At 58.6% G+C, this 21,278-nt stretch carries 19 protein-coding genes and 1 riboswitch; of the genes, 7 read left to right on the top strand and 12 right to left on the bottom strand.

Going from position 1 to position 21,278, the window contains the following annotated elements; translation table 11 throughout:
• Positions 1 to 25: 25 nt before the first annotated feature.
• The 8 genes from ASD54_RS23620 to ASD54_RS23585 form a co-directional block, all read right to left on the bottom strand.
• Complete coding sequence (locus ASD54_RS23620) at positions 26 to 1,264, bottom strand: extracellular solute-binding protein (RefSeq protein ID WP_062557043.1); 1,239 nt, start codon at positions 1,262 to 1,264, stop codon at positions 26 to 28.
• Positions 1,265 to 1,307: 43 nt separating this feature from the next.
• Complete coding sequence (gene ugpC / locus ASD54_RS23615) at positions 1,308 to 2,378, bottom strand: sn-glycerol-3-phosphate ABC transporter ATP-binding protein UgpC (RefSeq protein ID WP_062557042.1); 1,071 nt, start codon at positions 2,376 to 2,378, stop codon at positions 1,308 to 1,310.
• 24 nt (positions 2,379 to 2,402) lie between these two features.
• A complete protein-coding gene (locus ASD54_RS23610) occupies positions 2,403 to 3,041 on the bottom strand; it encodes an HAD-IA family hydrolase (protein WP_062557041.1) in 639 nt (212 codons plus the stop codon).
• Between the two features lie 173 nt (positions 3,042 to 3,214).
• Entirely contained in the window at positions 3,215 to 4,012 is a 798-nt protein-coding gene (locus ASD54_RS23605) for an inositol monophosphatase family protein (protein WP_062557182.1), read from the bottom strand.
• 11 nt (positions 4,013 to 4,023) lie between these two features.
• Positions 4,024 to 5,085, bottom strand: a complete 1,062-nt coding sequence (locus ASD54_RS23600) for an ABC transporter ATP-binding protein (protein WP_062557040.1) — start codon at positions 5,083 to 5,085, stop codon at positions 4,024 to 4,026.
• Positions 5,082 to 7,313: an iron ABC transporter permease gene (locus ASD54_RS23595; protein WP_062557039.1), complete on the bottom strand. Its 2,232-nt coding sequence runs from the start codon at positions 7,311 to 7,313 to the stop codon at positions 5,082 to 5,084. The genes ASD54_RS23600 and ASD54_RS23595 overlap by 4 nt, the downstream gene beginning before the upstream one ends.
• Positions 7,314 to 7,400: 87 nt before the next feature.
• Positions 7,401 to 8,426 carry an ABC transporter substrate-binding protein gene (locus tag ASD54_RS23590; protein ID WP_062557181.1) on the bottom strand — a complete coding sequence of 342 codons (1,026 nt, stop codon included), beginning with the start codon at positions 8,424 to 8,426 and terminating at the stop codon, positions 7,401 to 7,403.
• 104 nt (positions 8,427 to 8,530) lie between these two features.
• Entirely contained in the window at positions 8,531 to 9,436 is a 906-nt protein-coding gene (locus ASD54_RS23585) for an ABC transporter substrate-binding protein (protein ID WP_156379364.1), read from the bottom strand.
• A gap of 333 nt (positions 9,437 to 9,769) precedes the next feature.
• On the opposite strand from ASD54_RS23585, the gene ASD54_RS23580 reads away from it, so the two are divergent.
• Positions 9,770 to 10,510 carry a response regulator transcription factor gene (locus tag ASD54_RS23580; RefSeq protein WP_062557037.1) on the top strand — a complete coding sequence of 247 codons (741 nt, stop codon included), beginning with the start codon at positions 9,770 to 9,772 and terminating at the stop codon, positions 10,508 to 10,510.
• Positions 10,507 to 12,603 (top strand): ATP-binding protein, encoded by a 2,097-nt coding sequence (locus ASD54_RS23575; protein ID WP_062557036.1) that lies wholly within the window; start codon positions 10,507 to 10,509, stop codon positions 12,601 to 12,603. Before ASD54_RS23580 ends, ASD54_RS23575 begins: the two co-directional genes overlap by 4 nt.
• Positions 12,604 to 12,647: 44 nt before the next feature.
• Here ASD54_RS23575 and ribB read toward each other — a convergent pair whose 3' ends face one another.
• The 3 genes from ribB to ASD54_RS23560 form a co-directional block, all read right to left on the bottom strand.
• Positions 12,648 to 13,289 (bottom strand): 3,4-dihydroxy-2-butanone-4-phosphate synthase, encoded by a 642-nt coding sequence (gene ribB, locus ASD54_RS23570; RefSeq protein ID WP_062557035.1) that lies wholly within the window; start codon positions 13,287 to 13,289, stop codon positions 12,648 to 12,650.
• Positions 13,290 to 13,420: 131 nt separating this feature from the next.
• Positions 13,421 to 13,569, bottom strand: a riboswitch (FMN riboswitch).
• Positions 13,570 to 13,633: 64 nt separating this feature from the next.
• Positions 13,634 to 14,410 (bottom strand): DUF1194 domain-containing protein, encoded by a 777-nt coding sequence (locus ASD54_RS23565; protein ID WP_062557034.1) that lies wholly within the window; start codon positions 14,408 to 14,410, stop codon positions 13,634 to 13,636.
• Between the two features lie 108 nt (positions 14,411 to 14,518).
• Positions 14,519 to 14,998 carry an Lrp/AsnC family transcriptional regulator gene (locus tag ASD54_RS23560; RefSeq protein WP_062557033.1) on the bottom strand — a complete coding sequence of 160 codons (480 nt, stop codon included), beginning with the start codon at positions 14,996 to 14,998 and terminating at the stop codon, positions 14,519 to 14,521.
• A gap of 98 nt (positions 14,999 to 15,096) precedes the next feature.
• Between ASD54_RS23560 and ASD54_RS23555 the strand changes: the two genes are divergently transcribed.
• Positions 15,097 to 16,545, top strand: coding sequence for an aminotransferase class V-fold PLP-dependent enzyme (locus ASD54_RS23555; RefSeq protein WP_062557032.1), 1,449 nt, complete (start codon positions 15,097 to 15,099; stop codon positions 16,543 to 16,545).
• A gap of 3 nt (positions 16,546 to 16,548) precedes the next feature.
• Here the strand turns inward: ASD54_RS23555 and ASD54_RS23550 are convergent, their stop codons facing one another.
• Positions 16,549 to 17,553 (bottom strand): LacI family DNA-binding transcriptional regulator, encoded by a 1,005-nt coding sequence (locus ASD54_RS23550; protein ID WP_082547364.1) that lies wholly within the window; start codon positions 17,551 to 17,553, stop codon positions 16,549 to 16,551.
• A gap of 115 nt (positions 17,554 to 17,668) precedes the next feature.
• On the opposite strand from ASD54_RS23550, the gene ltnD reads away from it, so the two are divergent.
• The 4 genes from ltnD to ASD54_RS23530 are packed head-to-tail and all read left to right on the top strand — an operon-like array spanning position 17,669 to position 21,269.
• Positions 17,669 to 18,574: an L-threonate dehydrogenase gene (gene ltnD / locus ASD54_RS23545; RefSeq protein ID WP_062557030.1), complete on the top strand. Its 906-nt coding sequence runs from the start codon at positions 17,669 to 17,671 to the stop codon at positions 18,572 to 18,574.
• A 3-nt stretch (positions 18,575 to 18,577) separates the two neighbouring features.
• Positions 18,578 to 19,846, top strand: a complete 1,269-nt coding sequence (gene otnK, locus ASD54_RS23540; RefSeq protein WP_062557029.1) for a 3-oxo-tetronate kinase — start codon at positions 18,578 to 18,580, stop codon at positions 19,844 to 19,846.
• The gene (otnC, locus tag ASD54_RS23535; RefSeq protein WP_062557028.1) at positions 19,843 to 20,493 is read left to right on the top strand and encodes a 3-oxo-tetronate 4-phosphate decarboxylase; all 651 of its coding nucleotides are present in this window, start codon (positions 19,843 to 19,845) and stop codon (positions 20,491 to 20,493) included. The genes otnK and otnC overlap by 4 nt, the downstream gene beginning before the upstream one ends.
• Positions 20,493 to 21,269: a TIM barrel protein gene (locus ASD54_RS23530; RefSeq protein WP_062557027.1), complete on the top strand. Its 777-nt coding sequence runs from the start codon at positions 20,493 to 20,495 to the stop codon at positions 21,267 to 21,269. The genes otnC and ASD54_RS23530 overlap by 1 nt, the downstream gene beginning before the upstream one ends.
• Positions 21,270 to 21,278 lie beyond the last annotated feature (9 nt).

Genomic DNA, 21,278 nt, shown 5'->3' with positions numbered 1-21,278 from the left:
CCTATTCAGGCGACCCATTGAGATGTTACTTTTTGAACGGCGCGTACCAGGCAGCCAGACCATCGGTCATCGACTTGCCGACATCGGCGGGTGTCGCCTGACCATTCAGCATCTTGGAAACGCCAGCCTGGATGAGGTTGGAGCCCGTGGGTTCGCCGTAACGGAAGTTCACCAGCGTCATATAGGCGATGGAGTTCTTGTTCAGCTCTGCCACCTTGGCCAGAAGCGGGCTGTCGAAGGTGACGCCCGGAACCGCGGACACATTGCTGAGGCGGTTGGCAAAGGCCTGCGCGAATTCCTTGCTGGCCGCGTAGTTCAGGAACTTGACGGCGGCAGCCTCATCCTTTGGCTTGGCATTGGCACCGAAACCGGAATCGAAGAACAGGCCGACGAGCTTCTCGTCTTCCGCCTTCAGGCCGGGGGCTGCGAAGACACCCATCTTCAGCGCCGGGTTCTGCTTGGCAAAGTTTGCCAGTTCGAAGGAACCGCCTGCGAACATGCCTGCCATGCCGGAGGTAAAGAGCTGCTGGGCGGAGGCGTAATCAAGACCGACGAAACCTTCCGGGAAGTATTTGGAGATTTCCTTCAGCTTCGTCAGCGCCTCGACATAACGCTTGTCGTTGAAGTCTGTCTTGCCCGCCATCAAGTCTGCATAAAATGCCTTGCCCATGATGGAGGAGGTGAGTGCCGAAACGATGGTTTCGTTCTGCCACGCGGTTGCCGTGCCGTTCGCGAAAGGCATGACACCCGCGGCCTTCAGCTTTTCGCAGGCAGCGATGAACTCATCCCAGCTCTTCGGCTCTGTGATGCCGTTCTTCTGGAAGATTTCGGTGTTGTAGATCACCAGCATGGTCTGGCTTGCAGCAGGCACCGCATACAGCGTCTTGTTGGAGCGCATGGTGACAGACGCGAGCGCGGCTTCGGAGAAGCCCATGACCGCTGGAATCTTCTTGTCGTCGAGCGGCATCAGGTAGCCAGCGCCGGCAAGACTTTCGATGCCGCCATAGGTGCGCGTCATCATCAGGTCCGGACCCTTGCCACCGGCAAGTGCTGTGGAAAGCACCGTGTTGTAGTTGGTGGCCTCAAACGCCTCGAACTTGATGGTGATATCAGGGTTCGCCTTGGTGAAATCGGCGAAGAACTTTTCGTATTCGGCCTTGTCTTCCTGGCGCCAGGTCCAGAATGAAAGCTCGGTAGCGAAGGTCGCGGTTGCTGACAACAGGCTTGTGCAGGCGATGGCTGCTCCCAAAAGAAGTCTTTTCATGTGTTCCTCTCTCTTTGTTTTATCATTCACAGGGTAACCATCCTCACATCGCCAGGCGTTGTGAGGTCTTGCTGCTGAAGAAGTGGAGCTTGTCCGCCATAACGCGGATCTTGACCGGCGTATCGGGCGCGTATTGCGTATCCGGCGTGCAGCGAATGGAAACCGGTGCTCCTTCGCCCATCTTGACATAGACGTAGGCGCTGTCTCCCAGATATTCGGTGTAAACCACCTGTGCGGCAAAGCCTTCGCCCTGAAGATCGGGAGAAATGCTCATTCCATCCGGGCGCACGCCCATCAACAACTCACGATCTGCGGCAGAGGGCAGGCGTGTCAACGAAATCGCGCCAATGCCGGGCGCGATCAACCGATCTCCCTCGCGCTCGACACCAAGCATCGCCATGCGCGGCGAGCCGATAAAGTTCGCCACGAAGGTATTGGCCGGTGTCTCATAGAGTTCACGCGGAGAACCGAACTGCTCGATCCGGCCGCCATTCATCACAACAATCCGGTCTGCCAGGGTCATGGCCTCCACCTGGTCATGCGTGACATAGATGGTCGTGCCGCCGATCTCGCGGTGAAGGCGGGCAATCTCAAGCCGCACCTCCGAGCGAAGTGCTGCATCGAGATTGGACAGCGGCTCATCCAGCAGCAGAAGTTGCGGCTTGCGCACAAGCGCGCGCCCGATGGCCACACGCTGGCGCTGACCGCCTGAAAGCTCGCGCGGCTTGCGCTCAAGCAGAGGTTCAAGCCGCAGCATGCGCGTTGCTTCCGCAATGCGCGCCTCCACTTCCGCCTTGCTCAACCCCATCAGCCGCGCACCGAAGGCCATGTTCTCGTAAACGTCCATGTGCGGATAAAGCGCATAGGACTGGAACACCATGGCGATGCCGCGGCGTGAGGGGGCCACCTCGTTCATGCGCTTGTCGTTCAGCAGGAACTCGCCATCCGTAATCGGGTCCAGCCCTGCGATGAGGCGCAGAAGAGTGGATTTCCCGCAGCCGGAAGGGCCAACGAAGACGATGAGTTCGCGATCATTCACATCGAGATCGATGCCATGCAAGACCTCTACGGCCTTGAAACGCTTTTTGATTCCGCGCAGTGACAATCGAGCCAAGTGGCAAACTCCGTGTCTGATCGGTCAAAGCTGCTGGGCAGCGGTTGGCTGCCTCAGCACTTGTTCTATGTGGGAAATCGTTTCCGCCGCACTGGTGTGATAGATGCTGTTCCACCCGAGGCGACGGGATGTGCGAATATTGTCCAGCGTATCGTCCACGAAAATGATCTGGTCTGCCCAAACATTCTCGCGTTCCTGTACAGCAAGATAGATGTCTTCGGCAGGCTTCTCCATGCCCATTTCATGAGACAGGTAGCAGGCGTCGAAAAACTCCGGCCCCAGAAGCTCTTCTATGATGTGCCGCCAGTGAATGGCTTGCGTGTTCGAAAGGCAGACGACCCGATGCGCCACCCGGAGCTGGCGCACATAGCTGGCCATCTCTTCCAGCACGCCGCTCAGAAGTGCGGTTTCCGCCGCAAGAACTTGTTCAATCGTGAGGCCGTAAATGTGCTGAACCCGGTCGAGATAATCACCTTCGCTGATCCGCCCAAGGCGAAATAGCATATTGGCTTCAGCCAGGCCGGCATCGGGAGCGGAACCGCCACTCCACCGACCGCCTGCCTCGAGCGCAGTCCTGCGCCTGTCAGCATTCAGCTCGATGAAAACTCCGCCGACATCAAAAACGAAGAGCAGCTGATCGCGCTGTTGTGTCTGCCCGCCCATCCAATGCCCTCCACAGGTCAAACCCGTAATGGGAAGGAGAACGCCCTACATCCTTCCGTTCTCGCTCACATTGGCAAATCGCGGAGGAATTATCAATTCCTAATATCGTAAAAATCTAGAATAAAATATTTTGAGTAAGGGGGCCGGTCCTACGACCGACCCGCTCAGGAGTTTCAGCTGTTGTGAACAGCCAGCAGATCCTCATAGCAGGAGGCATTGCTTGCCAGCACGGGATGACCGGCCATCAGGTTTTCACCCGATAATGGATAGGGCAACACGCGTCCGCCCGCTTCCTGCACAAGGCAGAAGCCTGCCATGCAATCCCACGCCCGCATGACAGGCTCATAATAGCCAACAAGCCTGCCGGATGCGACATAGGCGAGCATCAGGGCGCCGGAGCCATTGCGAATGAAGTTGCCGCCGCGTGCGAGAACATTCGTGATGATTTCGCCAACGCGCTCAGGCGTCACATGGTTGTTACTGCCAATGCCCGTCAGTGCGTTCTGCATGTTGCGGCTGGGGTCCAAAGTCAGAACCTTGCCGTTGAGAGTAGCGCCCTGTCCGGCCGCCGCGGCATAGTGCTCCTCCAGGCATGGCACATAAATGACGCCGATGACCGGCTTTTCGTCCTTCACGACGGCAATCGAAATGCACCAGGTGGGCATGCCGTTGACGAAGGGTGCCGTGCCGTCGATCGGGTCGACGATCCATGTATAGCCGGACGTGCCTTCCTCAAGACCGTCTTCCTCGCCCAGAAATCCATCGTTCGGGAAGGCATCGGCCACACGCTGACGAATGAGCTTCTCGACATTGCGGTCTGCCACCGACACGACATCATGCAGATCGCGTTTCGTCTCAATCACCAGAGTATCGCGACGGTTGAAGTAATCGAGGGCCACTGCGCCTGCTTCGACCCCAAGCGTATTAGCCAAAGAAAAACGTGTCTCGAGGTCGTTATCCATTACAGTCATTTCCATTCCTTTTATGCATCGATCAACGCGATACCGCGATTCTTGAACCCGAGTGTGACGTCGCTTGCTGCCGCGAGGCTATGCTCCACATCATGATCGATGATAAACAAGGTGCCGACTTCCGTTTCCACTTCATATTCCACATGGCCGCCCAGATAGGCGGAATGCAGAACGCGACCGGGTAGGCCCGTACCGCCCGACGCACCAATCTGGATTGCACCGGGACGCACCGCGAGTTTGGCACTGCCGCTGCGGGGCTGGCGTGTCGGGACGCGATGTTCGATGCTGCCCACGCGGATCACTGCGCTGCTGCCCTCGAGACCAATCACCTCGCATGGGATGACATTTGCCTCGCCCATGAAATCGGCGATGAAGGAAGAGGCCGGCGTCTCGTAGAGTTCGCGCGGTGCGCCCGACTGTGCGATCTGACCATCCTTCATCACCACAATGCGGTCCGAAACGGCCAGTGCCTCGTCCTGATCGTGGGTCACGTAGACGGCTGTGAAACCGAGACGCTGCTGCAACTCCCGGATCTCGGTGCGAACCCGGCGGCGAAGCCGTGCATCCAGGTTGGAGAGCGGCTCATCAAGCAGCAGAACCTGCGGCTCCAGCACCAGCGCGCGGGCAACCGCCACGCGCTGCTGCTGGCCACCGGAAAGCTCTGCCGGCAGACGATGGCCCATTCCGCCGAGGCCAACAAGCTTCAGGCCCTCTTCTGCCTTTTCCTTCGCCTCATTCTTTTTGAGGCCTGAGGAGAGAAGACCGTAGGCGACATTCTCCACCGCGCTCATATGCGGGAAGAGCGCGTAGGACTGAAAGACCATGGAAACATCACGTTCATTTGCGGGCAGCATGGTGACATCCTTGCCACCAATCAGTATGCGACCGGAGGTCGGGTGTTCCAGCCCTGCCAACATGCGCAGCGTGGTGGTCTTGCCGCAGCCGGATGGCCCCAGAAGTGTGACCAGTGTACCCGGTTCGATGGTGATCGACAGATCGGGGATGGCCGTGAATGAGCCGAAGGTTTTGCGGACGTGTTCGAAAACGACTGAACCGGCTTTGACGTTGATCATGCGGTTTTCTCCTGACCGAGAGGAAGAGTTTGTGCCTTTTGCTGTCCTGCTACACGATTTTCGCGGCGCAGACGGCGTTCGCCTACCAGAAGCTGGAAGCCTGCGATCACGGTGATCATGACCACGATGAGCATGGACGAGTAAGCAATTGCCACGCCGTATTCGCCATTTTCGACCAGCCCGACGATATAGGACGTCGCCATGTTGTATTGCGCGCTGACGAGGAAGATGACGGCGCTGATGGAGGTGATCGCCCGCACGAAGGAATAGACCAGCGCTGCGGTGATTGCCGGACGAAGCAGCGGCAGAACCACCTTGCGGATGGTGCGGAAGCTGTCGGCGCGGAGCGTGAGCGATGCCTCGTCCAGGCTCTTGTCCAGCTGGCTCATGGCTGCGATGCCGCCGCGCACGCCAACCGGCATGTTTCGGAACACGAAGCAGGCGATGAGAATGAGGGCGGAACCTGTCATTTCCAGCGGCGGCAGGTTGAAGGCCATGATGTAGCTGACGCCGATAACCGTGCCGGGAATGGCAAAGCTCATCATCAGGGCAAATTCGAACAGGTTGCGACCTGCAAATTTCTGGCGGACGATGATGTAGGCGGTCAGCAGGCCAACGGCGGCCGTCAGCGGTGCCGAGATCAGGGCAATTTCCATCGTCGTCCAGAAGGAGTTCCAGGCCACGCCGGTCCAGGCGATCTGGCCGTTGTGAATGCCGACGGAGAAGGCGCGGACGTAGTGATCGATGGTCAGCGTGTTATCGAGGCCCCAGGTTTTCACGAAGCCGCCGACGAGGATCATGCCGTAGACGACAACGGTGAAGATCATCCATGGAATGACGATGGCATGAACCCCGATGGAGAGGGAGCGGGGAAGCGCGATATGCGCACCGCTGTCGCCCTTGCCAGTGACGGTCGCGAAGTTCTTGCCAGCCAACCAGAAGCGCTGTGCCAGGAAGGCGCTGAGCGTGAAGCAGAGCAGCACGACGGCGAGCACGGCTGCACGGGACGGGTCATTCTGCGAACCGACGACGGCGAAAAAGATTTCCGTCGAGAGAACGCCGTGACTTCCGCCAAGCACCAGCGGGTTGCCGAAATCGGCCATGCTTTCAATGAAACCGATGAGGAAGGCATTGGCGAGGCCGGGTTTCATCAGCGGCAGCGATACCTTCCAGAACGTGCGCCAGCGATCTGCGCGAAGCGTCTGCGAGGCTTCTTCCATGGAGGGACTGACGCCTTCTACAACGCCGATCAGCACGAGAAAGGAAATGGGGGTGAAGGAGAGCACCTGCGCGATCCAGATGCCGGTCATGCCGTAGAGCCAGCGACCCGGTTCTATGCCGAACCAGTGCGACAGGGTTTCCGTCACGACACCGGCGCGACCGAAGAGCAGCGTCAATGCAAGTCCGATGACGAAGGGTGGCGTGATGATCGGCAGAACGGTCAGCAGCCGCAGACCCTTCTTGAACGGAAAGCGCGTGCGCGTCGCAACCAGAGCAAAGGCAAGGCCAAGAATGGTCGAGCCGGTCGCCGTCATGATGGCCAGGAACAATGTGCGCCAGGCAACGCCGCAGCGTGAACCGCCCACAAGGCATTCGAGGCTCCAGATGCCGGGGTCGCGCATATTCTTGATGAAGCCGTCAGGATTGAACGAGCCATCAAAATCCTGAAGCGCAGCCACCATCATGCTGCCGATGGGATAGAAAACGAAGACACCGACAAGGAAGATGAGCGAGGTGATACACGAGACGATGAAGGCATCGCCCTTCATGAAGCCACGTTCCGCCAGACCGAAAGACAGCGTCAGGACAAAGACGAATGCCAGCAGAACGGCGCCTGCCCCCATGGAAGGTTGCCCATCGGCAAGTGTTCCGAACAATCGCTCGCTGATCGACCATGTGAAGCCGGAAAAGCCGATCGCCAACCCCTGCAAGGTCAAAAAGGCAAGTCCGAGGCTACCCGCCGCGACCAGCACTGCGCCTCGTTTGGCCGGATCCTTGATCGTGCGCGCAAAGGCCGCAATCGCCAGGAACACAACGGCGCCCAGAATCCAGATGCGCCCGAAGGAGGCGATCTGCAGCAGGCCCGGCGCACTGCCCTTCGACATGGGGAAGGAGGAAAGCCAGCTAAGGCCGAAGAAGCCGCCATCGATGCGGTACCATGGGACAAGCGTCAGCGCCGCCGCCCCCAGAGCCAGAACAATATCCAGCCTGCGATTGCCATGTCTCATGGTCAACCTCGTGTTCTAGAATGTCTTTTTAGGAAAGAAGAGGAGGCGACGTGCAGGTTCGCACGCCGCCGGCCTTATCTCATCGGATCAGTTGGCAACCGCGCCGACTTCCTTGTCCCACCGCTCCAGCAGCGCCTTGCGCTTGGCAGGCTCGCCATAGGTCTTGAAGTCGTAATTGATCAGCTTGATGTCCTCGAAGCGCGGGGCTTCCTTCGGGATCTCGGCCTTCTTGTTGGATGGCAGCTGGAACGACTTCGCATCCTTCATGCGCGACTGCACTTCCGGCTTCAAAGACCAGTCATACCAGATCTTGGCGTTATCCATGTTCTTGGCGCCCTTGACGATCGACATGGAGCCAATTTCGTAACCAGTTCCTTCACAGGGCGCGATGGACTTGACCGGGAACCCTTCTGCAGTCTGTGCAACCGCATCATGCATGAAGACGATGCCAAGCGCCGTTTCACCGCGTGCCGCCGCCTTGACCGGCGCAGAGCCGGACTTGGTGTACTGCGAGATGTTGGTGTTCAGCTTCTTCAGATATTCGAAGGCCTTGTCTTCACCCATGATCTGCACGAGAGAGGCAAGCGCTGTGTAAGCGGTGCCGGACGAATTGGGGTTGGCGATCTGGATTTCGCCCTTCAACTCCGTGGCCAGAAGGTCTGCCCAGCACTTCGGCTCCTTGTAGCCCTTTGTCTTGAAGATTTCCGTGTTGTAACCCCAGCCCAGAGCACCGGCGTAAACGCCGACCGTCTTGTAGTTCGCGCTCTCGGCCTGGCTCTTTGCCCAGTCCGTCAACTGATCGAGCATTGGTGACTTGTATTCCTGGGTCAGGTTTTCAGACGCTGCCTGGAGATGGGGGTCTCCGGTGCCTGCCCACCAAAGGTCGGTCTTTGGGTTGCGGGCTTCAGCGCGGATCTTGGCATAGGCTTCGCCGGATGACATGCGCACCATGTTGACCTTGATGTCGTGCGCCTTTTCGAAGTCGCCCTTCATCTGCTCGCAGATAACGACGTCGGCGGCGCAGATCAGGTTCAGTTCGCCCGCTGCGTGGGCGGGAATGGCACTCAGTGCCGTGCCTGCAAAGAGCAGGGTGGAAAGAAGTGTCAGGCGCATAAGGTCTCCTCCTGTTTTAAGCGTCTGGTCGAAAACTCCAGGCAAGGCTTCGCCGGTCGGCTGGCTGATGGGAGCTGCCGAGGTGATGGAAAAGCCTTGCAAGGTTACTGGGTGGGCGGGTGGATCTCCGTATCGAAGCGGGCAAGCAGCCTGCTTCTCTCTTCCGGGGAACCAAAGGTGGCGAAATCGTAATCCACCATCTTGATCAACGAGATATCTGGCGCTCCGGGCGGAAGCGATGCTTTTGAATTCGAAGGCACCTGGTTCTGGTCCGCCTGCGCGCCGGTTGCCTGTCCCTCCGGACTTAAAGCGAAATCGACGAAGCGCCTTGCCAGATCGCGGTTCTTCGTGCCCAGCACGATACTGACTGCGCCGATCTCGTAGCCTGTCCCTTCGCAAGGGGCGACAATCACGAGTGGCGCACCCGCTTCCTTCTGGGTTACGGCATCGTGCATGAAGGATATGCCGATCAGCGTTTCTCCCCGGGCGGCTGCCTTGACCGGCGCAGATCCTGCCTTTGTATAGTCCGCGATGTTGCGGTCCAGCGCCTTCATGTAGGTGAAGGCTTCGTCTTCGCCGAAAAGCTGGATCAGCGTTGCAAGCGTCGTGAAGGCAGTTCCGGACGAGTTTGGATTACCGGACTGTATCTTGCCGCGATAGGCTTCGCTGATCAGGTCTTTCCAGCAGTTGGGCGCTGCAAGATTGGCTTTCTTCAAAAGCTCCGAATTATAGGCAAAGCCCAGGGCACCGGCATAGATTCCGGCTGCGCGTCCTCCGGACATGTCAAAGAAGTTCTGCGCCCAGGGAAGCACATCGGTTTCGTGTTTCGAGGTGTAGGCTTCCAGCAGGTTTTCGGATGCGGCCTGCAAATGGGTGTCACCCGTGCCGCCCCACCATACATCGACGCTCGGATTGTTTTTTTCCAGGCGGATCTGATCGAGGATTTCACCGGTGCTCTTGCGTTGCATGGAAACGGTCAGGCCGCTATGGCGCTCGAAGGCCCGCTTCATGGTCACGCACCAGGCCTCATCCACCCCGCAAAGGATGTTGAGCGGCTCTGATCTTGCTTGCGAGCCGAAAGCCAGTGTCGTCACCAGCCCCAGCGCAATAGCACCCAACCTAAACACGAATTCCTCCCCGCCGGAACCTCCCCGTTCCGTAGGCTCTGAACATCGCACAGGCGAGAAAATTCACAATCCCTTGAATGGTTACCGATTTTTCACTGCAGTGCCTAACCGCATGTCAAACCTTACAAATATTACAAAATTGACATTGCCGGTCATCAGCCAGCCTTTGATCATTTTCGGTAACCCCCCTAATATCATGATGGGGAGGACTACAGAGTGCTGAATCAGAAGGTAAGAATTCTGATCGTCGAGGACGATCCGGATATGGCAGAGCTTATCTCCGATCTCGTGGAGGCGGAGGGCTGGACGCCACGGCTTGCCGCTTCGGCTGAGGTGGCCATGGATCTTCTCACCCAAGAGCCTGTGCATCTCATTCTGGTCGATCATAATCTGCCCGGCATCTCCGGCCGTGCCTTTGCGCAGCGGGTTCGCGCCCAGATGAACGTGGGCATCGTGATGGTAACGGCTGCCGGAAGCGCGACGGATCGCGTGCTGGGGCTTGAAACGGCAGCCGACGATTATGTCGTCAAACCGTTCGAGCCGATTGAACTCACCGCACGCATCAAGGCAGTGCTGCGTCGTACGATCCCGTCCCTGAAGGCGGAAAAGGAGGCCGAGCGGGATCACGGCAATCCGTCGCTGAGGCTTGGCGACTGGCTGATTGATCTGACCGCGCGGCGGGCCGTGTGCATGAGTGATCGCAGCAAGACATTGACCGCCGCAGAATTTGCGCTTCTCGAAATTCTGGCGGAAACACCCAATCACCCGGTCAGCCGCTCGCACATCCTTGATCGGCTAGGCGCCGAGACGGACCGCTTCATTGACCGTAACGTGGATGTGCTCGTGCTGCGGCTGCGGCGAAAAATCGAGCGCAATCCCGATCTGCCGCTCCACATCAAGACACGGCGCGGAAAGGGATATGTTCTGCACACCGATGACGGTGAGTTGGCACCTTGATTAACCGGCCCTTCCTATCCTCGATCGCCTTTCGTCTGCCCTTTGCCATCGCCTTCATCTGCGCCTCGGTGGTGGTGCTTTCGGCGGTCGCTATCTACGGCCTGCAAAAGGCGCGTACCGAAATGGCGACCTACAGTCTGCAGGCCTTTTCGAGCCTTGCCAGAGCCTCACTTGTTTCCCGTCAGGTTTCCGACCTGGTCTCGAGCGCTCCGTTCCTCATGAATGCGACGTCCCCCTATCGGGTTTCCAGCGAAAGCCGGGCCGTTGTGGCGCAAGTGGATGGCTTGTTGCTGGCCATGGAGCCGCAGAAGGATGACGATTTTATCCGGGGGTTCTCCAATCGGCATATTCGGGACCTGTTGCAGGAGATCCGTACCCAGACGCTGGCGCTGGCAGCGGATGCAGAGGCCGCGCAGGCGCGCAAGGCTGATGCGGCGGCAGCTCTCGGCGAGATTGCGACAGGCCGCAATATTGCCGATCTCGAATTGCGGCGGCGGCTGAACACCATTGTACAATCGGCTTCCAATTCCGACAGCCTGTTCCAGCTTGGTGAGTTGAAGCGCCGCTACGTCTCGGAAACCGCGCTTTTCAAAAGTCTGGTCGATGCGGGTCCCAGCCTGCCGCTGGCAGAGCTTCAACCCTACGAGCGGGTCTTTCAGGCACAAACAGAATATCTCCTGGAAATGTTTTCGATCCGGGGCGCTGTGGCACGGCTCCATTCCGTCTCCCGCGACTTGTCGCATGCAACCGAGATGCAGACGGAAGCGGTGGCGAGAGGGTTGAATGAAGGGCTCACCTCCGCATCCAACGCGCTCAGTCGCCTGCTGATCATGGTCGCGCTCGCTTCGCTGCTGGTGCTGGTACTGGCGACGATTTCAATCCGCTCGGTGATGCGGGTATCGCGCGGGATTGTTGCCTTGTCGAACGGCATGAATGCGCTGGCCAAAGGCGAGCACAATGTCGGCCTTCCTGTCTATGCGGGCAGCGAAACGGAACTGGTACACCTGTCTGACGCTTTCCGCGCCTTCAAGGAGAGCGTCGATCGGGTGACGCGCTTGCGCCGCACGGCAGAGGCGGCTGCCCGTACCATTCGCTCTACGTTCCGTACCATGAATGAGGGGATCGCGCTTTTCGACGCGACGGGTCGCCCGATTACAATGAACCGACGGGTCATCGAACTTGTCGGTCGCACCGGTTCCTCACGCAAGTTCTCTCTGCGTCGTTTTGTCGAGACGATTCCGGAAATCGATCCCGCTCTTCTGCCGACACAGGGCGACCCCGGCGCGTTGATCGAGCGTTTCGTGGTCCGCCAGCGAACGCCTGACCAGCGGGTGATCGAAGTTGCGCTGTCGCGCCAGCCGGATGGCGGTATCGTGCTGCTGGCTCGCGATGTCACCGCACTCGACCGTCAGGAGACGGAAGCCGCCAAGGCGCAGCGACTGGATGGCTTCATGCGCATGACCCACCAGTTGAGCCATGAAGTCGGCAACATGATCGGCATCATAACGGGCAGCCTGGGCCTGCTGGAGCGTGAAGCCGGCTTCAACGAGCGCCAGAGACGGCACATCAACCGCATCCGCAAAGCCGCCGATCGCGGCAGCTCGCTTGCCAGCAGCATGTTGTCGATCGGTAGCCAGCAGCCGATCAACCCGGTCCTGATCGATATCGGCGCGGTGCTGAAAGGCATGATGGACGTGCTGGAAATTGCCGTCGGCAGCCGCAGCCGCGTTTCGTTGCAGCTTGAAGAGCCGCTTCCTCCTGTCGCGCTCGACGCCGCGCTCTTCGAGCAATCGATTCTCAACCTGTGCCTGAATTCGGCGGCTGCGATGCCTGATGGCGGAGAGATCACCGTACGTGCTCAGGTGCATGCATCGACACTGGTCGTATCGGTTCAGGATACCGGGCTTGGAATGAGTGCAGAAGCGATCGACCGGGCATTCGAGCCCTATTTCACCACACGGGGCAGCGATGGCGGGGCGGGACTGGGGCTTGCCGTCGTATACGGTTTCGTTCGCCAGAGCGGCGGCGAAGCAAACATAGCCTCGACGCTGAACGAGGGCACGACTGTCGAGCTTCGTTTTCCTGTTGGATAGGGATTGGATCTGACCACTGAACTGGGTGGTCAGATCCTTCTACTTCAGGCCGCGACGGATGTCCTGGCCTTCGCCGCGTCTCTGTCGTTCAGGTAGGTGATCAGATCCTCGATCGCGATCAGCGGCAGACCATGTTCTTTCGCGAAGATCTGCAGGTCGGGAAGGCGGGCCATGGTGCCGTCATCCTTCGCCACTTCGCAAATGACCCCGGCCGGGAATCGGCCTGCCAGTTTGCACAGTTCGACGGCCGCCTCCGTATGGCCGGGACGCGCGCGTACGCCACCCTGCTTGGCGCGCAATGGGAACATGTGTCCCGGACGTGCAAACTCCTCCGGCTTCGATTTGGGATCCACAAGTGCGCGTACAGTCGCTGCACGATCGGCAGCAGAGATGCCCGTCGTCGTTCCCGGCAGGTAGTCTACCGATACGGTGAACGCCGTTTTGTGCAGCTCTGTGTTGTTGGGCACCATCAACGGCAGTTTGAGTTGATCGATACGCTCACCCTCCATTGCGATGCAGACGAGGCCGCGCGCCTTGTTCATCATGAAAGCGATGTGTTCGGAGGTGGTGGAATCAGCAGCGACGATGATGTCGCCTTCATTTTCGCGGCTATGATCGTCGACCACGATGATCATCTTGCCGCTTTCGATTGCGGCGACCGCTTCTTCAATACTGGAAAAACTCATTTCAACTTGCCTTTCAAGGGTTAAGCCATTTCTGGCTGCGTTCTTTGCGTATCCTTTCGGGAACACGCGAAAACTGCCCTTGGGCGAACAGGCATTCACACGCGCAGGCCACGGCGGCCCGAGCGCACTCTGCTTGCTCTCTTCCATCCGGACTATACCGTCGGCTCCGGAGTTGCACCGGATCTGCTGACCCTTCACCTCATCAGCGAAGGCGCTCGCGGGCTTGGGGTTTGCACCTTTTACCGCCGGTGGGGAATTTCGCCCCGCCCTGAGAACATCTACAAGATAGGTAGATCATCGTCTCTATTGCAAGTACTTTTGTGAAGATATCGGTACGGAAACTGTTAACGGTCAAAAAATTCGCGCCATTGGTTCTCGCCGACAAAACAGTCCGATTTGGGTTCTGTCGCGATCTTCCAGACGTCGGCCGGTGGTTGCAGCCCGCTGACTTCCATGATCAGCTTGCGCCGAACGGCCACTTCGAAATCCTCGATCTTTTGAACCGGCAGGACGAAGGATCCCGGTCCACCGATGACGCAATCCTTGTAATATCGATCAAGGCCCGTCGTTGTGCCCGAAGGACGCAATACCAGCGCCAAGCCATTGATAATGATGCCGGACGCTATGGCCTGATCGCGTGCAGTTTCGACAGGGCCGCCCATATTGTTCGGGCCATCGCCTGACACATCGATCACCTTGCGCATTCCTTCGAACCGGTTTCCACCGATCGTCGATGTACCAAAGGTAATAGCAGCGGATATGGATGTGCGCCTTTGTGTGGCAATCGGCCTTGCCGCCAGTTTATCTGCGAAAGCTTTTGCATCCGCGCCGGTTTCGATGATTTGCCAATCGAGAACGGAAGACGGGTCCACTTCGCCCGCCCATTCATAATAGGTGATGGCGATCTTGCCGATCAGCCCCATTTTCACGGCATTGATGAAGTCTGGATGCTGAAGAGCCGCAACATAGCCTTCACGCTGTATCCTGACCTCTTCATGGTCCATGGAGCGGGATGTATCGACGGCGAGAACCAGTTCGACATCCACCTCATTTCCGCGCGTTGCAACGGGGACGCTATGAAGGCTGGTCAGGCTCAAGAGGACTGCAAGTGTGGAAAGCATGGCATTCTCTTCACAAGCATTCGGATATTCGCAACTGTAACACAGGTTGCGCCCAGCACGAGTGAGCGAATGAACAGCCATTTCACATTTCGGTGAAAGCTTAGGCTCTCACAGTTTAGTCAGGTCGGTTGGCCGGTTCTGGAGTATGGCCTCCATCGAGAAGAAGCCGGTAACGGTCGAGAAGTCGAAGTCGGTGATGAGCTTCTGATAGAAGGCGTCATAGCCGCGCATTCCGCGCGTCACCACTTTCAGCAGATAATCCCAGTCCCCGCCAATGCGATAGAAATCCACCACCTCCGGCAATTTGTCGACATGCTTGCGAAATGCCTCTGCCCAATCCTTGGAATGATGACGTGTGCGGATCATGACGAAGACGGTGAGATCGAGGCCTACTGCGGGGAGATCGACTGACGCCTGTGACCCGGTAATGACGCCGCTTTCCTGCAATCGCTGCAGCCGCCGTCCGCAGGCGTTTTGGGACAAGCCAACTTGCTCAGCCAGCTCTCGCTGCGAAAGAGCTCCATTGATTTGCAAACATGTGAGAATGCGCCGATCAATGCTATCGATTTTCGCGATTTCTTGGGTCATTTGAAACAGGCTCCGGCAGAATTTGGCGAAAATAGATGATGAAATCACCGTCCTGCAATCGCTAACTTTACCTTACAGGATTCGAGGGGAGTTTCATCATGGATCAGGGCGTTCAACAGCCGATCAGCGCACTAGCCAGGTTTGAGCAGTCGCTGGCGCGACCGGATATCATTGCGGATCTGGCGAATGGCTTGATCGGGCGCGATGCCGTTGTGGATGGCCCGTTCGGGATCAAACCGCTTGTCTATGCGGATTATGTCGCATCCGGTCGGGCACTCATGCAGGTTGAGCAGTTCGTACTCGAGCAAGTGCTTCCGTATTACGCGAACAGCCATACCGAGGCTTCCTTTTGCGGGAGCACCATGACACGTATGCGCCGTGAGGCGCGCAGCCGCATCGGCGAAATCTGTGGCGCCGATTCCCGTTATGCGGTCATCTTCACGGGTTCCGGGGCTACGGCTGGGCTTAACCGTCTCGTCAAGCTTTTCGGCGCGGATCTGGCAAACACGCGGGTTATCCTAGGCCCTTACGAGCATCACTCCAATATCCTGCCATGGCGTGAGTCTGGCGCTGATATTATTGAGTTGCCGGAAGCGGAAGATGGCGGTCCCGATCTTGAAGCCCTGTCGCAGTGCTTGGCGGAGTCCAGCCGGTTTGACCGCGTGATCTGCAGCTTCTCGGCAGCTTCTAACGTTACGGGGATCGTGACGGATGTCGCGACAGTCACCCGAATGGTCAAAGCCTCCGGCGCAGTCATGATCTGGGATTACGCCGGTGCCGGGCCCTATGTACCGATCCGGATGGTGCCGTCCATTGAGGCCGAAATCGATGCCATCGTGGTCTCGCCGCACAAATTCATCGGTGGACCCGGCGCTTCGGGTATCATGATCGTTCGCCGCGATGCGGTCGGTCGTGATCTGCCGACCTGGCCTGGTGGAGGGACTGTGCGCTTCGTGTCATCCCACGGGCACGACTACGCCCAGAATCTCGAGGCGCGTGAGGAAGCCGGCACGCCGAACGTGGTTGGCGATATCCGTGCAGCCCTTGCCTTCATGGTGAAGGAGGCTATCGGGGCCGACTATATGAGGGAGCGGCAGCAGGAATTGCGTCAGCGCGCACTTTCAGCGTGGCGGGCGCATCCGAACATCGAGCTGCTCGGCAATCTGGACACGGACCGTCTGCCGATCTTCTCGTTCCGTCTTCGCGACGGGCAGGGAGGTTATGTGCACCAGCAACTGGCAACGCGTATGTTGAGCGACCGCTTCGGTATTCAGGCGCGCGGCGGCTGTGCCTGCGCCGGGCCTTATGTGCATCGATTGCTGAATATCAGCGATGAGGAGTCAGACCGTCTGCGCGCTGCAATCCTCGCTGGCGAAGAAATGGAAAAGCCGGGCTTCGTGCGCCTCAATTTCTCAGTTCTGCTGGATGACGCCAAGGTGGATTACATTCTGGCAAACGTCATCCAGCTTGCCAGCGACGCCCTGAGCTTTGGAGAGGTTTACGGTTTCGATCCGGCGCGCGCCATCTTTTTCCCGAAGGCGGCCTGAGGTTCATTTCTCTGCATCGCCCAGTGTGATCTCTGCCCGCAACTCGATGCGGCGGGCGAGATCCTTTCCGTTGCCGTTCATCGCTGCCAAGGCGAGTTGCGCCGCCTGTTCGCCAATGGCTCTGCGGGGTGATGTCGAGGTGGCAATTCGAACAGGCAGCGCGCTTGTTATCTCCAGCCCGTTGAAGCCTGCGATGAGAATGTCGCCTGGCACATCTCGCCCTAGCTTCATGCAGGCAAACAGGCTGCCTGCCGCCATATCGTCGTTCGAGCAATAGATGCAATCAAGATCCGGATGCCGTGCGAGCAGGCGTTCGGTCAGATCTCTCCCGAGCCGGGAAGATGAAGCGTCAAGACTGGTTTCGACCGAAACGAAGGTCAGGCCGTTATCCTGAAGGGCTGCCTCAAAACCGGCGCGGCGTTTGATGGCTCGTCGGTCACGGTCGACCGCACTGCCGATGTAGCCGATCCGTTTGCGGCCAGATGCAAGAATGGCCTCGGCCATGTCGCGCCCTGCTTGTGTGTGGGAAAGACCAACCACGAAATCTATTGGCTCCCCGTCCAGGTCCATGATCTGAATGACGGGAATATCGCTCTGTCGCAGCAGTTTACGCGTCTCTTCCGGCTGATCCAACCCTGTAATGATGAGCGCTGCGGGCTTCCATGACAGCATGTTGCGGATGATGTCTCGTTCCTTGTCGAGGTCGTAATCGCTGACGCCGAAAACCGGCTGGAGGCCAGAGCCTTCCAATCCGCTGATGATGCCGCCAAGCACTTCCGGGAACACGATATTGGACATGCTGGGAATGACGACGCCTATGAGATTGGTCCGGCGCGACGATAAAGAAAGCGCAAGCTGATTGCCGACATAGCCCAGTTGCTCTGCTGCAACCTTGACCTTCTCGATGCTCGCTGCGGATACATCGCGTGCGCCCCTGAGGGCTCGCGAGGCCGTCATTTTGCTGACACCGGCCCTAGCCGCCACCTCTTCCAATGTTGGCTGACGCATGTGCGAAATCCTGTTTTAGAAATTTCCCGGTTGACAGAGTTAACAATCACCTCATACGTTACCGATACCGGTATCGATACCAGTGTCAAGCATGATTGCGTTGGGAGGCGCCAGCATGACGAGGCAAATGACAGCGACAGTCATCGGTCTAGGCTCCATGGGCTGGGGTGCCGCACTTTCCCTGTTGCGCGCGGGCTTCGATGTGAAGGGCGTGGATATCCGCAGCGACGTATTGGCCAGTTTCGAGAAGGAGGGCGGCAAAGCCTATCCGGACGCTGCCAGTGCTGGCGAAAGCGACGTGGTTTTCGTCTTCGTCGTGAACTCCCGGCAGGCCGAAGAGGTTCTGTTCGGTGAGCGAGGCGCGCTGAAATCTGCCAAGGCTGGCACCGTATTTCTTCTCTGTGTCACCATGGCACCCACTGCCACTATGGAACTTGCTGAGCGGCTGAGCAGCGCGGGTATGCAGGTCATCGATGCGCCGGTGTCCGGCGGTCATATCAAGGCTTTGGCGGGCGAAATCACGGTCATGGCTTCAGGGCCCGACCAAGCGTTCGACCATGCAGCCGCGGCGCTGGATGCCGTATCAGCAAAGGTATTCCGGCTTGGCTCGGAGGTCGGTCTCGGCTCCAAGGTCAAGATGATCAACCAGTTGCTGGCGGGTGTCCATATCGCGGCAACGGCGGAGGCGCTGACTCTGGCTGCCGCCGAAGGCCTCGATCTCCGAACCGTTTTCGACGTCATTCGCGTGTCTGCAGGCTCCTCCTGGATGTTCGAAAACAGAGGGCCGCACATTGTCGATGGCGACTACACGCCACGTTCGGCGGTCAATATCTTCGTCAAGGATCTCGGCATCGTCACCAGCGAGGCTGACAAGGCAGGTGCCAGCACGCCGCTCAGTGCAGCCGCGCTGGCCCTGTTCAAGGAAGCAGCTGAGTCCGGTCTCGGACTGGAGGATGATGCAGCGGTGGCAAAGATCCTGGCAGAACGTGCATCCATCAAGCTTCCTGGCATGGAGGGATAATCTGTGCAGATAAGCTTTGGCGCTATTGCCGACGATTTTACTGGCGCAACTGACCTTGCGGCGCTTCTGTCGCGCAGCGGCTGGCCAGTATCGCTGCGGCTTGGCCTGCCAAAGTCTGACGATACGCCTATGGCGCCTTTCGAGATCATTGCGCTGAAGATCCGCACCCTGCCGGTCGAGCAGGCTGTCGAGCAGGCCCTGATCGCTGCCGACTGGCTGGAAAAGGCCGGAGCAAAGCGGTTCTATTGGAAATATTGCTCCACCTTCGACAGCACAGCCGAAGGCAATATCGGTCCTGTCTCGGAAGCCCTGATGCAGCGCCTTGGCGCATCCCAGACCATCTATTGCCCAGCCTTCCCGGAGAACGGGCGCAGCATTTTCATGGGGCATCTTTTCGTTGGCGAGCAGCCACTTGATGAAAGCGCGATGAAAGATCATCCGCTGACGCCGATGCGCGATTCAAGCCTTGTCCGGCTGCTTTCGCCGCAGGTGACCTTACCCGTCGGGCTGGCAAACCGGCTCGTGGTCGCCAAGGGCGTCGAGGCGCTGCGTGATCGACTGGACGCGCTGAAGAACGAGGGCGTGCGGCATGTCGTGGTTGATGCGGTTGCGGACGACGATCTGGCAGTCATCGCACAGGCAACCATGGGGTTTCGGCTCGTAACCGGCGGCAGTGCGCTGGCAATGCCCTTGCCGAAGTTGCTGGCCGATGCGGGGGAACTTTCGGGCTCACGCAGCCAGGGAACTCAGGTTCGCGTAGGAGAGGGGCAGATCGTACTCTCCGGCAGTTGCTCAGCCATGACCCGCAAACAGGTTGGGCGCTATCTGCCTCATGCGGAAAGCTACAGGCTCGATCCTCTGGCTTTGGCAGAGAAAGGTGTGGAACCTGCGCTGAATTGGCTGCGAAGCGTTCCAATCGATAAGGCCAAGCTCGTCTATGCCACGGCGGAGCCGGATGAGGTGCGCAACTATCAGCAGGCGCTTGGCGTCGAAAAGTCTGGCGCGCTGGTCGAGGAGGCGCTGGCCAGGATTGCGCAGGACGCATCGCGACTTGGCGTCAGCCGTTTCGTGGTTGCCGGGGGAGAAACATCCGGCGCAGTGGTCAATGCACTCGGTGTCAGGCAGCTATCGATCGGCAAGGAAATCGCACCGGGCGTGCCTTGGACCTATGCGAACCTTGAAGGTCGCACCATCGCACTGGCGCTTAAGTCCGGCAATTTCGGAGCGGAAGACTTCTTCGCACAGGCGTTCTGCCTTCTGGAGGCCTCATGAGCGAAGAGGCGCGGCTGCGGGACGATATATGCCGCATGGCCAAATCGCTGTTCGAGCGAGGTCTGACAGGCGGTTCTTCCGGCAATATCTCGGCAAGGCTTTCTGATGGTCGGCTTCTGGTCACGCCGACCGGCAGTTCTTTCGGTAGCCTGGATCCGGGCAGGCTTTCGCTGTTCGATGCGGATGGACGTCTGATCGGTGGCGACAAGCCCACCAAGGAAATGCCGCTTCATTCGGCCTTCTACGAGACGCGCCCGACGCGAACCGGCGCTGTGGTTCATCTGCATTCCTGCCATTCTGTGGCGCTTTCAATGCTGCCGGATGTCGACCCGGAAAACATGCTGCCGCCGCTGACGGCCTATTCGATCATGAAGCTCGGCAAGGTGAAGCTCCTGCCGTATTTCATTCCTGGCGATCCCGCCATGGGTGATGCGATCCGCGGACTGGCGGGCAAGCGCAGTGCGGTCATGCTGGCCAACCACGGGCCAGTTGTTGCCGGCAAGGATCTGGAGGCGGCAGTCTATGCGGTGGAAGAGCTGGAAGAGACCGCGAAGCTCGCGCTGCTCACCCATGGGCTGAAGCCGCGCATGCTGACACCGGAGCAGATCGCAAAGGTTGTCACGACATTCGATGTGGAGTGGGACTGATGGCGACACGCTTTTCCGCCAATCTGGGATTTCTATGGCAGGAGTTATCTCTTCCCGACGCAATTCGTGCTGCAAAGTCCGCTGGTTTCGATGCCGTGGAATGTCACTGGCCGTATAATGAGAGTGTCGATCGGCTGAAAGCGGCGCTGGATGAGACCGGTCTTGCGATGCTTGGTCTCAACACGGTTCGGGGACGCGTAGAGGCAGGCGAAAACGGTCTGGCCGCGCTTCCCGGTCGGGAACTGGAGGCGCAGACAGCAATTCGCCAGGCGCTGGATTATGCGGTGGCGCTCGATGTACCGAACATTCACGTCATGGCGGGTAAGGCGTCTGGTGAGGTGGCTCATGCCACTTATGTCGCCAATCTGACCATTGCCTGCGAACTGGCTGCGGCCCACGGCAAGACCATTCTCATTGAGCCGCTCAACAACCGCGATGCGCCGGATTACTTCCTGAGCACCACAGCGCAGGCTGTTTCGGTCATCGAGGAGGTTGGGCACGCCAATCTGAAGATCATGTTCGACTGCTACCATGTGCAAATCATGGAAGGCGATCTGTGCCGGCGTTTTGAACGCCTGATGCCGCATGTCGGACATGTTCAGATCGCTGCCGTGCCTGACCGCGGTGAGCCGGATTCCGGCGAAATCGACTACCCTTATGTTCTGTCTCGTCTGGCATTCCTTGGTTGGGATCGTCCTATCGGCGCAGAGTATCGTCCGCGTGCCACAACGGATGCCGGCTTGGGTTGGATGTCCAGATTCGAAGGGAGAAAATGACGCAGAATT

It is taken from the genome of Rhizobium sp. Root149 (genome assembly GCF_001427345.1).
Lineage (GTDB): Bacteria > Pseudomonadota > Alphaproteobacteria > Rhizobiales > Rhizobiaceae > Neorhizobium > Neorhizobium rhizoryzae.
This window is presented reverse-complemented; position numbering and strand designations above follow the sequence as displayed.

What these genes read in the sequence shown, in the direction of transcription:
- ASD54_RS23620 (WP_062557043.1), bottom strand. Translation starts at nt 1,264, where the DNA reads ATGAAAAGACTTCTTTTGGGAGCAGCCATCGCCTGCACAAGCCTGTTG.
- ASD54_RS23610 (WP_062557041.1), bottom strand. Translation starts at nt 3,041, where the DNA reads ATGGGCGGGCAGACACAACAGCGCGATCAGCTGCTCTTCGTTTTTGAT.
- ASD54_RS23605 (WP_062557182.1), bottom strand. Translation starts at nt 4,012, where the DNA reads ATGACTGTAATGGATAACGACCTCGAGACACGTTTTTCTTTGGCTAAT.
- ASD54_RS23600 (WP_062557040.1), bottom strand. Translation starts at nt 5,085, where the DNA reads ATGATCAACGTCAAAGCCGGTTCAGTCGTTTTCGAACACGTCCGCAAA.
- ASD54_RS23595 (WP_062557039.1), bottom strand. Translation starts at nt 7,313, where the DNA reads ATGAGACATGGCAATCGCAGGCTGGATATTGTTCTGGCTCTGGGGGCG.
- ASD54_RS23590 (WP_062557181.1), bottom strand. Translation starts at nt 8,426, where the DNA reads ATGCGCCTGACACTTCTTTCCACCCTGCTCTTTGCAGGCACGGCACTG.
- ASD54_RS23585 (WP_156379364.1), bottom strand. Translation starts at nt 9,436, where the DNA reads ATGAAGCGGGCCTTCGAGCGCCATAGCGGCCTGACCGTTTCCATGCAA.
- ribB (WP_062557035.1), bottom strand. Translation starts at nt 13,289, where the DNA reads ATGAGTTTTTCCAGTATTGAAGAAGCGGTCGCCGCAATCGAAAGCGGC.
- ASD54_RS23565 (WP_062557034.1), bottom strand. Translation starts at nt 14,410, where the DNA reads ATGCTTTCCACACTTGCAGTCCTCTTGAGCCTGACCAGCCTTCATAGC.
- ASD54_RS23560 (WP_062557033.1), bottom strand. Translation starts at nt 14,998, where the DNA reads ATGACCCAAGAAATCGCGAAAATCGATAGCATTGATCGGCGCATTCTC.
- ASD54_RS23555 (WP_062557032.1), top strand. Translation starts at nt 15,097, where the DNA reads ATGGATCAGGGCGTTCAACAGCCGATCAGCGCACTAGCCAGGTTTGAG.
- ASD54_RS23550 (WP_082547364.1), bottom strand. Translation starts at nt 17,553, where the DNA reads ATGCGTCAGCCAACATTGGAAGAGGTGGCGGCTAGGGCCGGTGTCAGC.
- ltnD (WP_062557030.1), top strand. Translation starts at nt 17,669, where the DNA reads ATGACGAGGCAAATGACAGCGACAGTCATCGGTCTAGGCTCCATGGGC.
- otnC (WP_062557028.1), top strand. Translation starts at nt 19,843, where the DNA reads ATGAGCGAAGAGGCGCGGCTGCGGGACGATATATGCCGCATGGCCAAA.
- ASD54_RS23530 (WP_062557027.1), top strand. Translation starts at nt 20,493, where the DNA reads ATGGCGACACGCTTTTCCGCCAATCTGGGATTTCTATGGCAGGAGTTA.